This window comes from Psychrobacter sp. 1U2 (assembly GCF_051847575.1).
Genome location: NZ_JBPYDC010000001.1, coordinates 12,409 through 25,298, shown reverse-complemented (window position 1 = coordinate 25,298; position 12,890 = coordinate 12,409). Strand labels below are relative to the sequence as shown.

Genomic DNA, 12,890 nt, shown 5'->3' with positions numbered 1-12,890 from the left:
GCGCTCTACGGCGATCATTTTGCCTTTTCTATTCACTATTTAATTAGGGTTTGTTGTCACTATGTCCTACGCCTTACTTCGTCCGTTTTTGTTTAAGATGGATCCTGAGCGCGCTCATGATATGACGCTGTCTTTGTTGGACAAAGCACATAAAGCCCGTACTTTAGGGTTGGTTTACGGTCAACCGATGCAGCCCACCACTTGTATGGGTCTACAGTTTACCAATCCGGTAGGACTAGCTGCAGGCCTCGATAAAAACGGCGATTATATCGATGCTTTAGCTGAATTAGGTTTTGGCTTTATTGAAGTCGGCACCGTGACGCCGCGACCGCAAGTCGGCAATGACAAACCACGTTTGTTTCGACTCAGACAGGCTGATGCTATTATCAACCGTATGGGGTTTAACAACCAAGGGGTCGATTACCTCATAGATAATGTCAAACGCTGCAAATATAAAGGCAATATCGGTATCAATATCGGTAAAAACGCTAGCACGCCTGTTGAGCAAGCCGCTGATGATTATGTTTATTGCTTAGAGCGCGTTTATCCCCATGCCTCTTATATTACTGTCAATATCTCATCTCCGAATACTGCTAATCTGCGCGATTTACAAAGCGGTGAAGCTTTGACCCAGCTACTAGACACGATCAAAAATCGTCATAGTCAATTGGCTACTGAATACGGCTTTTATGTGCCTTTAGTGCTAAAAGTCGCTCCTGACTTGGAGCCGCCGCAAGTCGATTATATCTCGCAGCAGCTGATAGATTTTGATATTGATGGCTTGATTGCGACTAATACCACCTTGAGCCGAGTCGGGGTAGAGGACTTACGCGACGGCGATCAAGCGGGCGGTTTATCAGGCCGTCCGGTGAGCCATACGAGTACCCAAATTTTGCAGCAATTCTCCGATCAGTTAGAGGGAAAAGTTGCGTTGATTGGCGTTGGCGGTATCGATAGTGGCGACAAAGCAGTCAAAAAAATCAAAGCCGGCGCTGATTTAGTGCAACTTTATACTGGCCTTATCTATCGCGGACCAGGATTAGTACAATCTTGTATTCAAGCTATCGGCGGTTATTACGACGCTATTTATGATACTTCCTATGATACCACGCAAGAGTAATTAGTCCTGTCTTCAGCTATTTATAAAGAGGAGCTGATGCTAAAACCCTCTACACGTGGTAAAAATTTAGCCAATGTAATAAGCATTAACTGCAAGTTTTTACTTAGACTAGATGGGTTTTAGCGATCAGCAGTGCTCATTTGTGAATACTCAACAGACGCTAACCATTTATCTATGTATTTGATTGATATACTTAGCGATAGCTATTGATAAAAATACTTTTGTACCTTTCCCTAAACGAATGAGGCAGTAGAGATGAGTGGTCTAGATATTATCATTGCTATCGTGGTGCTTATTGGTCTATGGCGCGGCTTTCAGGTAGGTTTGATAAAAACGGCGGTGGGACTAATGGGCTGGTTTGTCGCTCTGATTGCCGCCACTCGGCTAGCAACGTCAATTGCCCCGCAGTTATCAAGCCTAGTCGCCAATCCAGTATTGCAGACGGCTTTAGCTTTTTTGATAATAGTGATCGTCATTTTAGCGGTTATGCATGTACTAGCGTTTATCTTCTCAAGCGCGCTTAAGACGTTAAATCTTAGCGTACTCGATAAGATGGCAGGCGGCGTATTGGGAGCCGCGAAGAACGTCTTGATGGTCTTAGTGGTACTCAGTATCAGTGCGCCTTTATTGGTACAGCTGCCGCAGTGGCAGACCTCAGTGCTCGCACCCGAGCTAATGCCGTATGCACCAATGGGTAAGGAGCTGGCTACCGACATGCTAGGCGTGGCTTGGGGACAGATTAACCAGTCTTAGCGAGCCCATATTAACTGACGGTTGAGTTCGTTTTTAATCTCATTAGCATAGCGGTTTTTTAGAATAAAACTAAAAAATTATCTCACAGACTGGCGTTATTACGGTAAGATTCACTCTTTAATTTTAGACGCATCAATATCATATAGCAGTTGCATTGTTTCTAAATGTTCAAGGTTCTAAACTTTCAAGTTTCCAAATTTCTAACCAATACTAATTTATTAGTATCAAACCACTAGTATGAATGAACGCTAAATCTTCTCATTACTAATCTTTGCTCTAAAATAGGACATAACTATGTGTGGAGTCGTTGGGGTTGCAGCTCATGAGCCCGTTAACCAAATTCTTTATGATGGCTTGACTATGCTTCAGCATCGCGGTCAGGATGCAGCAGGTATCGTCACTTTACAAGACGGGCGTCTGTATTTGCGTAAAGAGAACGGCATGGTGCGCGATGTGTTTATGAACCGCCATATGATCAAGCTGGTCGGTAAGTTTGGTATCGGCCACGTGCGCTATCCTACTGCTGGTACTTCTAGCAGTGCTGAGGCGCAACCATTCTATGTCAACTCGCCTTATGGTATTACTTTAGCGCATAATGGTAACTTGACCAATGCTGAAACCTTAGCCAAAGAGCTATATATTGAGGATCGTCGCCATCTCAATACCGACTCAGACTCTGAGGTTCTATTAAACGTGCTCGCGCATGAGATGCAAAACTTAGGCAAAACGAATCCTAGCGCTGATGATATTTTTGAGGCGGTAAAAGCGGTTTATCATCGCTGCGAAGGCGCGTATGGGGTAGTGGCTCTGATTACTGGTCACGGCTTATTAGCTTTTCGCGATCCTAATGGCATTCGTCCGCTGGTGTTCGGTGAGCGCTTGGCCGCTAATGGCGGTACAGAATATATGGTAGCCTCAGAGTCAGTAGCGCTAACGGGTTCAGGGTTTACTATCATTCGTGATGTGAAGCCAGGCGAGGCGATCTTTATCGATTTAGATCATAATCTGCACACCCATCAGTGCGTCGAGCAGCAAGAGTATACGCCTTGTATCTTCGAGTACGTCTATTTTGCGCGTCCCGATTCGATTATGGATAACATCTCAGTTTATAAGTCGCGTCTGCGTATGGGCGAGAAACTAGGCGATAAAATCCTTGCCGAGTGGGGCGATGATCATGATATCGATGTGGTCATTCCTATTCCCGATACGTCGCGCACCTCAGCGATGGAGCTGGCGCTGAAGATGAATATTAAGTACCGTGAAGGCTTTATGAAGAACCGTTATATCGGTCGCACCTTTATTATGCCAGGTCAACAGCAACGCAAAAAATCAGTACGCCAAAAGCTCAGTGCTGTGCCGTTAGAGTTTAAAGGTAAAAACGTGTTATTGGTTGATGATTCTATTGTTCGTGGAACCACTTGTCATGAGATCATTCAGATGGCACGAGATGCAGGTGCGCGTAAAGTATTCTTCGCTAGTGCGGCGCCACCGGTGAAATATCCCAATGTCTACGGTATCGATATGCCAGTGCGCAGCGAGCTGATCGCCTCAGGTCATAGCGTTGAAGAAGTGCGTAAGATCATCGGCGCGGATCGTCTAATATTCCAAGATTTGGATGACTTGATTGATGCGGTAAAAGATACTAAGCACAGTAAGGTGGAAGGCTTTGATTGTGCAGTATTCAATGGCTGTTATATCACTGGACAAATCAATGAAGCTTATCTTGATCATCTACAGGCTCAGCGTAATGATACCGCGAAGACGGGTAAGAAAGGTGTGCAAATTGTCGCTGATACGCCAGTCGATATGATGGGTATTGAAGAGATATAATCTTTAGATTGATAGCATTATTGATTGTCGTACTCAAAAAAAAGCGAGCTTCTCTATATAGGGAAGCTCGCTTTTTAATGTCGATATTTAATTGCTCGATGTCTGAATGTGCATTTCTAATGGCGCTTTTATTGAATAGCGTTTAAATTAAGAACTGACTAAACACCCAAAGCAAACCATTTAAAGCCGCTATACCAACTATCATACTCACTAACAGCTGCTTGCTAAAATGATAAATCAAAAATACCAGAGCTAATGCGCCAATCTGAGCTAACAATAGATGCACTTCAGGACTGGCTAAACTATGGCGCAGCGATAAGTCTTGATAAGCTAAGCTGGTCAAAATGAGCAGCACCATCACCGATAAGGGTAAGCTCTCATTAAGCCTGTGTAGCCAAGGCGTGTCTAGTATCTTTTTGGGTATTAAAGCGGGGATAGCTCGGGTGATAAAAGTCACGGCTGCCATAGCGAAAGTGGCTATGATTAGATATTGGCTAGTCATCAGAGCTCTCTCCTGTTACATGGTACTGCAACCAAAATCCACGCGCTAAAATAAGTAGCATACAAAAGCTAATAGCAACTAATAATAGCCAATCACTGGTGAATAAGGAAGCCAGTATAAGACCGATAACTGCGATAGCGATAGGAAATAGCCGTTTAACGTTCTGAAACTGCTCATAGGCTAATATTGCAAATAAGCAGACTAAGGCAAAATCTAGATGCGGCACTAAGTCGTTAAGGGCGCTACCTATCATCACCCCAATGAGTGACGCTAATACCCACCAGCTTTGATTAAATAGGCTGATAGGCAGTATTAACGCTTGGCGCTCCTCGACAGGCAGGCTTGTCATTACCGAGAAGGTCTCATCGGTCAGCGCGAATAAACAATAGGTCTTGGCAAGCTTTTGGGTAGGCATCGTTTGCAACAAAGGCATAGCATAAAAAACATGACGTAAGTTAATCGCGGCAATGTTGGTGGCGATACTACCCACAGGCAGACCAGCGCTTAGCATGGGCAAGCAAGCATACTGCGCTGCGCCTGCATAGAGAAATAAGCTAAGCATCAAAGTTGCCCAAATAGGAATGCCCGCCACTTGTGCGAGGACACCAAAGGCAATACCAGCAGGCAAATAGCCCATCGCTACCGCCAAGCTTTTTTTAAAGCCATCAGCCCACCGGTAGGAGGCTTGTGTTTGTTGTTTGGAGTAAGAAGTTGTCACGTTAAGCCCCGAGTTTTCAATGTTTTTATATATTAGATGCAGCTTGTATTTATAAGGTTTAGCACTTCTAGTAAATTTGCATTGGTGGCTACAGTTTTACTTTTAGCTCATTCTATTTTTCAGCTCATTCTATTTTTTAGTTGGGTTGCAGCTTTTCATAATTGCCGGTGCGATAAGCACGATATAAAAATCCACCGAGAATAACTAATCGTAATGCTAAAAGACACCAGACACTGAGCCAAATACCGGTCATATCATAGCGCTCATAAAGTAGCCAGCTGATAGGGAAGAAAACTACGGCTAAGAGTAGGGCTGCATTACGAATCACGCTACCGGCAGTTAATCCAAAAAATATACCATCAAGCCAATAAGCGCCTACGCCTATCAGCGGCAGTAGTATCGCATAGTTCTGATACTGACGAGTGAGCATGAGCACCGGTTCGATATTGGTCATCGTCTGCAGATAAGTGGGCATGGCCAGTAACCACAGCAGACTGAGCAAAAGTGCCAAAGCGTAGCTGACGATACCAGTGCGCTTAACAATGATAGCAAAGCGTCGCCAATCACGTCGTCCTGCAGCTTGTCCGGCGAGTGTTTCTGCAGACACGGCTACGCCATCTAAAGCAAAGGCTGAAATACTGAGGACTTGCAAAAGAATAGCGTTAGCGGCCAAAACTAAATCGCCACTTTGCGCTGACAGTCTAGTGACCCAAGCAAAGCTCAAAGTCAAAATAAGCGTACGGATAAAAATATCTTTATTTAAAGAAAATAGCCTAAGCATTTTCGAGCGCGTAAAATGCTCAGCGTCAGTAGTAAAAAGTGCCGACCATGACAGCTGTAAATGCTGGCGACTCAGCCAAAGTGCTAACAGCACTCCTGACCAAAAAGCGATGGTAGTCCCTAACGCGACACCGACTAACCCTAGACCCATAACATAGACAAAGAATAGCGTCAGTATAATGTTTAATAGTGCAATAAAGCCTTGCTGATAGAGCATATAACGCGTCTTACCTTGCCCTGCAAACCAGCCAATAAAAGCAAAGTTCATCAGCTCAGCGATGACTCCCCAAAAGCGCACATCTAAGTAGGTCTTGGCAGCGATCCCGCTCGCTGGGTTAGCCGATAGCGCATGCAAGCCATACTCGATCAGCCAAGGCTTTGCTAAGAGTAATAGCGCACCGATAATAAAAGCTAATACCAAAGCTCGCTGCAAAATAGACAATAAGGCTGAAGCCATTTGCTTTGAGCTTGAGCTATTAGACGAGTTACTATCACTGAGCTGACCCAAAGCTTGAGCCGATAAGCCAGAGGAGGCGTATTGCAAAAAGTTAAAACTGACTAATAATAACGATAATAACTGTATCGCAAGCCCCATACCGGCAAGATTGGCCGCCTCATTCATATTACCAACGACCGCAGTATCGATGAGGCTTTGTAACGGCATAGCCAAATTGGCCAACATGACAGGCACGGCGATAGAGATGATATGCCGATAGCGCGTATCGATAGGTTGGGGCGCTGCTGTTGTGGTCATGGCCATAAAATATCGCTGTTTTTAAACGCCTAAATTGCTCTGCGTTTCACAATAATACAAAAATAAAAGCACCCAACACTCATCAGTAATGAGTCAGGTGCTTTTTTAAAAACCGTTTTGCTGCTAACTATTGTTAATCATTAGCAGCTAAAAAAGAAATTAACTACAAAAGTTATTCAAACATTTTTGGGTCATTGAAGCTAACGATTTCTTCTTCAAATTCAGGTTTTACTTTTACCACAAAATCATCGCGTGATAGACCCATCGCTAACGGGATAGAGCTGGCAATATAAGTAGAAGAGTAAGTACCAGCAAGTAAACCGATAAATAACGCCACTGAGAACCAGTATAAGCCATCACCACCTAAGAACATCATAGCCAGCACAACTAGTAATACCGTTGAGATAGTCATGATCGTACGGCGCAAGGTCTCAGTTAACGACAAATCAATAGTTTGTCGCGGAGTAATACCGCGAACCCGGCGGAAATTCTCACGGATACGGTCATAGACGACGATCGTATCATTCAATGAGTAACCGATGAGCGCGAGTACCGCTGCTAGTACGGTTAGATCAAACGGAAAGCCAAACAGCGCAAAGACGCCAATAGTCACGATAGCATCATGAAATAACGATAATACTGCGCCTAATGATAGCTTAAACTGGAAGCGTAGCGCCACATAACCTAGCATACTCACAAGTGCTAATACCAATGCCATGACTGAGTTGAGATAGACCTCGTTACCTACTTGGCTACCGATAATGTTGACGTTGCTAATGCTAGCTGGGTTATTAGGTAAATCTAATGCAGTGTCTAAACTAGTATTGAGACCATCGATATTATCAGATTGCGGCGGTAGTCGTACTAGCAGCTCTTTGTTCGTACCTAAGTACTGAACGACAGCGTCATCGAAACCGTTATCGGCTAAGGCCTCAACCACAGCCACTTGCTCGACAGATTGCCCGTAGCTGACATCAGCTGATACTCCGCCGGTGAAATCAAGTCCTAAATTTAAGCCATTAACAGCAATAGCAATAATACTAGCGATAACCATAAAGATAGAGAGTAGGCCCATAGGCTTTTCTAACTTCATGAAAGGAATAATACGCTGGTTGCCGATGGCTTTTATGCCGCCTTCGGCCGCCGCCGCCGCGTCATCAGCGGCGTCACCATCGAAGTGACTCGGATCTACTGCATTGACAGGCCCTAGTGCTTGTGAGTCTGGAGCGTTGTCGCGTTTATTGCCTTTAGACGTTTTATTTAGGGTATTGGTTTGAGTGTTGCTACCTTTACCATCACGGCGCGGCTTATTGCGGCGGCGACGTTTATTGCCTTTTTGATTATTATCTGAGCCACTACCACCTGACTGATTGCCTGAGCTATTCGAGGTCGGCAGGTTGTCTTTATTGTTCGGATTATTCTGATCGATCGCCATAGTAGTCTCCTAACCGATGCTCAAACGTTTGATAGATTTGCGCTTACCGTAAGCGATTTGTACTAGCGCTCGCGTTACCAAAATAGCAGTGAACAGTGAGCTGACAATACCAATCGCTAAAGTAATAGCAAAGCCTTTGATCGGACCGGTACCGATAGCGAATAAGATAAAAGCCACCAATAGCGTGGTAATGTTGGCATCAAAAATACTACTAAAAGCCCGATCAAAGCCTGCGACGATAGCGGTTTTTGGCCGTACTCCGTTCGCAATCTCCTCGCGTATGCGCTCAAATATCAGCACGTTGGCATCGACCGCCATACCGATGGTTAAGACGATACCGGCGATACCAGGTAGAGTAAGAGACGAGCCTAATATCGACATGATTGAGATAATAATGATTACGTTAACAGCTAACGCAACATTAGCAATCACCCCAAACAAGCGATAGAAAACAATCATAAAGGCGAATACTAATAGATAGCCAACTTGCGTTGAGAACAGACCTTTATCGATATTTTCTTGACCGAGTGAGGGACCAATAGTACGCTCTTCTACAAAATACATCGGCGCAGCTAGAGCACCTGAGCGTAATAGTAACGCCAGTTCTGCAGCTTCAGCGCTACTATCTAAGCCGGTAATACGGAACGACGAGCCCAGCACCGCTTGAATGTTGGCGCGGTTGATGACTTTGGTCTCAGCATAAGGGGTACGAATCTCAGTCGTCTCCCCAGTCGCTGGATCTTCTTCATAAGTGATACGCTGCTTATTTTCAATAAACAATACTGCCATTTGCTCGCCAACTGAAGTGCGCGTAGCGTTTTGCATCAGTCTACCACCAGCGCTATCTAAGGTAATATTTACCTCAGGTGTACCGCTCTCATCGACGCCTGTCTGCGCATTAGTGACTTTGTCGCCGGTGACGATAGCTTGACGCTCTAGTAGGACTGGAGGACCATCTAAGGACTGGAAAGGAAAGGCTTCAGTGCCCGCAGGGGGGATACCGCCGGTATAGTTTTCGGCATCTTTAGCGACCATGCGAAACTCAAGGTTGGCAGTACGTCCAAGTACCCGTTTGGCTTCGGCAGTATCCTGTACGCCCGGCAGCTCCACTACGATACGGCTAGCGCCTTGCGACTGTACTAATGCCTCTGCCACCCCAAGCTCAGCAATCCGGTTACGCAAAGTCGTTAAGTTTTGATTGACCGCGTAACTGTTAATCTCATCGACCATTGCATCGTTATAAGACATGACTAGCGCAGGACCCTGGTCATCGATGGTTGACTGTAGCGCAAAATCGTTACCCATTGAGGCTTGTAGGATGTTTTGTGCACGTCCGCGAGTGTCAGTGTCGGAGAAGTGTAAAACGATGCTTTGGCCTTCAGTCTTGATACCCGTTACCGCCACTCGCTCAGCACGTAGATCTCGGCGCACATCACGACTAGCGCTGCTAAGACGCTGCTCTAGCGCCTTATCCATATCCACTTCTAGTACAAAGCGTACCCCGCCGCGAAGATCCAAACCGAGCTTCATAGGCTTAGCGCCAATATCGCGTAACCACTGCGGCGTTGTTTGCGCTAAGTTCAGCGCGACGACGTAATCATCGCCCAAGTTTTGGCGTAGGACTTCCTGAGCTTTTAGCTGCTCATCTGGAGTATCTAAGCGAACTAAGGCGCTGTTGCCCTCAAAACTACCGTCGTGAAAGTCGATATTGGCTTCGTTAAGCAGACGCTCAGACTCCGTTAAGACTCCCTCAGACAGCTGAGTACCTGCTGCAGCACTCGTAATCTGCACCGCAGGCTCATCAGGATAAAGGTTAGGAGCCGCGTAAAGACCTGCCACGATAAGCACGACAATGATAACTAGGTATTTCCATGCGGGATATTGCATAATGACTTCTTTATATTGATAAAAGACTGGCGATGCAGACCGTGAGTGAGTAGATAACAAGGTATCTAATAGCCAAAAATGACCGTAATTAATGAACGGTCATTACAATATAAGTGACTATAATAAAGGACTATAACCTCTAAATGACTATAATCTAGCTCATACTATCAAGCAGCACTGAGGTAAGACTTAAACGCTCTCAATAGTGCCTGCAGGAAGTACTGAGATCACAGATGCGCGCTGCACTTTTACATCGGTATTGTTGTTTAAGCTAACGACAGCATAATCGCCTTCGATTTGCTTGATGCGGCCCATCAAACCACCAGCGAAAATAACTTCGCTACCCACCGTGAGTGAGCTTACCATCGCGCGATGCTCTTTGGTACGCTTAGACTGCGGACGAATAACCAAAAAATAAAAGATGGCAAAAAAAGCGACTGGCAGTAGTAGCTGACCAAATAGTGACGCACCACCGGCGGCACCACCCGCTGCTTCAGCGGCATGGGCTGACTGGATAAAAAAGCTCATAATTTCTCTCAATAAGTGATGTACAATAATAAAATTAGACGCATAGTAACAAAAAATCTAAGACTTAGTAACTGTTAATCATAACACGAGCGTATTTTTCTTAGACTGATAATGGGCGTAGCGCTTTTGATAGCAAGTATCAGCGCAGATAAATGCTTCTAGATGCTAGTTCTAGTCGTCAATTGCGACTAAACATGGGCAGCGCAAAGTAGGTTAGCGTCCGTATCACTATAAACCTAATATAAATACAGTAAAATACTAAGTTACCTGACCTGACAAATATAGCTATAAGCGTCAGTATACCGATAAAAATGTTATTGAGACTGCTAAATTTAAGACTGAAACACCCGTAGCTCCATTGCACGAAGACAAAATATTGTGAAACCCGAGTATCAATGATAATATCAAATGCTTGTAAAAGTGTTGGCTTTATAGCGGCGCTTTATTTTTTCGCTTTACCTTTTATTAAATCTTAGGTTACCCAACTTGCTGCTTACCTCTTTGGTTACTTCTCGTTTATATCGCTTACGCGCTTGTCGTAAACAAGCTTCAGCGGAGCCTCCCCCTATAGAAAATTCAAGCTGTTATAAATGGATACTATCTGTTTGCACTGCTATGTTTAGTGGTTTACTGCTTTTGCTGCCGACTTCCGTACTAGCAGCGAGCTCAACTGCAGCGGTAGATGTCGCAGCACAAGCGACTACGAGCAGTGTGCTATTACTAGTGCTATTTGTACTATTAGCGATCGGTATCTCGTTTGTCTGCTCGCTTGCAGAGTCAGCGCTACTGACTATGACTCCTTCTTATATTGCTGATGTACAAGAGACGAACCCTAACAAAGCTTTGATGCTCAAACGTCTTAAGGTCGATAATATCGATCAGTCGCTTGCAGCTATCTTAACTTTGAATACGGTAGCGCATACGGTTGGTTCTATTGGCGCTGGGGCACAAGCGACGATTGTCTTTGGTAGTGCTTGGTTTGGCGTGTTTTCAGCGTTTATGACGTTAGCTATTTTATTCTTATCTGAGATTATACCCAAAACGCTTGGAACGGTTTATTGGCGTCAGCTCAGCGGTATGGTGGCCTATTTTGTTCGCGGTATTATTGTGATCTTATATCCGCTAATTTGGGTATCAGAGCGTCTCACTAAGCTGCTAGTCAGAAGCAAAGAGAGCGATGTCTTTAGTCGCCGTGAGTTTGCGGCACTTGCTAGTATAGGGGAGGAGGCCGGTCAGATTGACCCGCTAGAGTCGCGTATTATTCGTAATCTCTTAGCATTTGGCGCCATAAAAGTCGAAGATATTATGACTCCGCGTTCAGTGATGCTCGCCTTTGAACAAAACAAAACTGTCACTGAATTGCTAGCGGATCGCCCTAAACTGACTTTTTCACGGTTGCCTATTTATGATGGTGACTTGGATAATATTACCGGTTTTGTGCTAAAAACAGATATATTATTAGCAAAAGTTAATCACGCTACCCATAAGCCTTTAACTCAGTTTCAACGAGAAATAACGTTTGTCTTCTCCAAGATGAAATTGTTTGACTTACTTGAACTGATGCTAAAAAATCGAATTCATATTGCTATTACCGTCGGTGAGTACGGTGAGGTTAAAGGACTGGTAACTTTAGAAGATGTATTTGAGACCTTATTGGGCCTTGAGATTGTCGATGAGATCGACCGAGTCGAGGATATGCAAGCATTAGCTAGGCAGATGATGGATCGCCGAGTTGAGCGTTTAGGTATGAAGCTCAGCGACGACGAGCATGAGAATTACCCCGGAGTGGGTGAGAACCATAGTACTGACAAAAGTACTGACAAACCTAAGCTTTAGTTAATAATTGATAAGTCAGGAAACTGGGTAAAGTGATTCAAATAGGGCTAAAAGGCAAGATAAGATCGCGTTATTAGACATGCAATTATCACACAGGGTGTTACATGACTGTGAGAAATTAGTGATAGGCTAAAACTTTCAAGATAACCGCTGAGGACGAAAATGAGACGATTGGGGAGTAAGGGTTTACTGGCTTTGTTAATCAAAGGCGCTAGTATCACAGCATTAGCCACCGGTGTAAGCGTAGTCGCTATTAACGCGCAAGCCGCTACGATGAGCCAAAGTTTAGTACAAAACTATGCCAGCTCAATGAAGACCGCCGCTAATAATAAAAATATCAGCCAAGTGTCGCGTTTGGTGTCTGATGATGCGCTTATCTCTTTATCTAGAAAAGGTAAATCAACCAGCCTAGATAAAGATGCGTATCTAAAATTATTACAAAACAGTTGGAATCAGACCTCCAATTATCGTTACGATATTAATATCGATAATATTGTTATTACCGGAGACCAAGCCAAAGCTAACGTTAACACGACGGAGAGCTGGGTTAAGGATGGCAATAATGTCTCATTCGTGACTACCTCAAGAGTGACATTAACCTTGTCAACGGGTAATGCCGTACTATTAAGAGCGGTGTCACAAGTGATTATTAATTAATAAGTCGTAATCAATAAACTGTAATTGCTGAATGATAAGTAGTGAATGATGACTGATGAGTTGGTCTGAACTATTGAGTCATTTGCTAAA

At 44.4% G+C, this 12,890-nt stretch carries 11 protein-coding genes; 5 read left to right on the top strand and 6 right to left on the bottom strand.

Annotated elements, in window-relative coordinates:
• The first annotated feature begins 61 nt into the window (after positions 1 to 61).
• The 3 genes from ACS8FD_RS00105 to purF all read left to right on the top strand — a co-directional run bounded on the left by ACS8FD_RS00105 (position 62) and on the right by purF (position 3,703).
• A complete protein-coding gene (locus tag ACS8FD_RS00105) occupies positions 62 to 1,120 on the top strand; it encodes a quinone-dependent dihydroorotate dehydrogenase (RefSeq protein ID WP_439273869.1) in 1,059 nt (352 codons plus the stop codon).
• A gap of 255 nt (positions 1,121 to 1,375) precedes the next feature.
• Positions 1,376 to 1,873, top strand: coding sequence for a CvpA family protein (locus ACS8FD_RS00100; protein ID WP_439273868.1), 498 nt, complete (start codon positions 1,376 to 1,378; stop codon positions 1,871 to 1,873).
• 294 nt (positions 1,874 to 2,167) lie between these two features.
• Positions 2,168 to 3,703, top strand: coding sequence for an amidophosphoribosyltransferase (gene purF / locus ACS8FD_RS00095; RefSeq protein WP_439273867.1), 1,536 nt, complete (start codon positions 2,168 to 2,170; stop codon positions 3,701 to 3,703).
• A gap of 142 nt (positions 3,704 to 3,845) precedes the next feature.
• Here purF and ACS8FD_RS00090 read toward each other — a convergent pair whose 3' ends face one another.
• The 6 genes from ACS8FD_RS00090 to yajC form a co-directional block, all read right to left on the bottom strand.
• Positions 3,846 to 4,205, bottom strand: a complete 360-nt coding sequence (locus tag ACS8FD_RS00090; protein WP_439273866.1) for an AzlD domain-containing protein — start codon at positions 4,203 to 4,205, stop codon at positions 3,846 to 3,848.
• Entirely contained in the window at positions 4,198 to 4,842 is a 645-nt protein-coding gene (locus tag ACS8FD_RS00085; RefSeq protein ID WP_439274036.1) for an AzlC family ABC transporter permease, read from the bottom strand. The genes ACS8FD_RS00090 and ACS8FD_RS00085 overlap by 8 nt, the downstream gene beginning before the upstream one ends.
• 217 nt (positions 4,843 to 5,059) lie before the next feature.
• A complete protein-coding gene (locus ACS8FD_RS00080; protein WP_439273865.1) occupies positions 5,060 to 6,463 on the bottom strand; it encodes an MATE family efflux transporter in 1,404 nt (467 codons plus the stop codon).
• A gap of 166 nt (positions 6,464 to 6,629) precedes the next feature.
• Positions 6,630 to 7,892 (bottom strand): protein translocase subunit SecF, encoded by a 1,263-nt coding sequence (gene secF / locus ACS8FD_RS00075; RefSeq protein ID WP_439273864.1) that lies wholly within the window; start codon positions 7,890 to 7,892, stop codon positions 6,630 to 6,632.
• Between the two features lie 9 nt (positions 7,893 to 7,901).
• Positions 7,902 to 9,779, bottom strand: a complete 1,878-nt coding sequence (secD, locus tag ACS8FD_RS00070; protein ID WP_439273863.1) for a protein translocase subunit SecD — start codon at positions 9,777 to 9,779, stop codon at positions 7,902 to 7,904.
• A gap of 189 nt (positions 9,780 to 9,968) precedes the next feature.
• On the bottom strand, positions 9,969 to 10,307 hold the full coding sequence (gene yajC / locus ACS8FD_RS00065; RefSeq protein ID WP_439273862.1) for a preprotein translocase subunit YajC: 339 nt from the start codon (positions 10,305 to 10,307) through the stop codon (positions 9,969 to 9,971).
• A gap of 615 nt (positions 10,308 to 10,922) precedes the next feature.
• On the opposite strand from yajC, the gene ACS8FD_RS00060 reads away from it, so the two are divergent.
• Together ACS8FD_RS00060 and ACS8FD_RS00055 are read left to right on the top strand one after the other, a co-directional pair.
• Entirely contained in the window at positions 10,923 to 12,143 is a 1,221-nt protein-coding gene (locus tag ACS8FD_RS00060; RefSeq protein ID WP_439273861.1) for a CNNM domain-containing protein, read from the top strand.
• A 162-nt stretch (positions 12,144 to 12,305) separates the two neighbouring features.
• Positions 12,306 to 12,800: a nuclear transport factor 2 family protein gene (locus tag ACS8FD_RS00055; RefSeq protein WP_439273860.1), complete on the top strand. Its 495-nt coding sequence runs from the start codon at positions 12,306 to 12,308 to the stop codon at positions 12,798 to 12,800.
• Positions 12,801 to 12,890: the final 90 nt, after the last annotated feature.

Coding starts and splice junctions, on each gene's coding strand:
- ACS8FD_RS00055 (WP_439273860.1), top strand. CDS start 12,306: ATGAGACGATTGGGGAGTAAGGGTTTACTGGCTTTGTTAATCAAAGGC.
- secF (WP_439273864.1), bottom strand. CDS start 7,892: ATGGCGATCGATCAGAATAATCCGAACAATAAAGACAACCTGCCGACC.
- ACS8FD_RS00060 (WP_439273861.1), top strand. CDS start 10,923: ATGTTTAGTGGTTTACTGCTTTTGCTGCCGACTTCCGTACTAGCAGCG.
- purF (WP_439273867.1), top strand. CDS start 2,168: ATGTGTGGAGTCGTTGGGGTTGCAGCTCATGAGCCCGTTAACCAAATT.
- ACS8FD_RS00090 (WP_439273866.1), bottom strand. CDS start 4,205: ATGACTAGCCAATATCTAATCATAGCCACTTTCGCTATGGCAGCCGTG.
- yajC (WP_439273862.1), bottom strand. CDS start 10,307: ATGAGCTTTTTTATCCAGTCAGCCCATGCCGCTGAAGCAGCGGGTGGT.
- ACS8FD_RS00085 (WP_439274036.1), bottom strand. CDS start 4,842: ATGGGCTATTTGCCTGCTGGTATTGCCTTTGGTGTCCTCGCACAAGTG.
- ACS8FD_RS00105 (WP_439273869.1), top strand. CDS start 62: ATGTCCTACGCCTTACTTCGTCCGTTTTTGTTTAAGATGGATCCTGAG.
- ACS8FD_RS00080 (WP_439273865.1), bottom strand. CDS start 6,463: ATGGCCATGACCACAACAGCAGCGCCCCAACCTATCGATACGCGCTAT.
- ACS8FD_RS00100 (WP_439273868.1), top strand. CDS start 1,376: ATGAGTGGTCTAGATATTATCATTGCTATCGTGGTGCTTATTGGTCTA.
- secD (WP_439273863.1), bottom strand. CDS start 9,779: ATGCAATATCCCGCATGGAAATACCTAGTTATCATTGTCGTGCTTATC.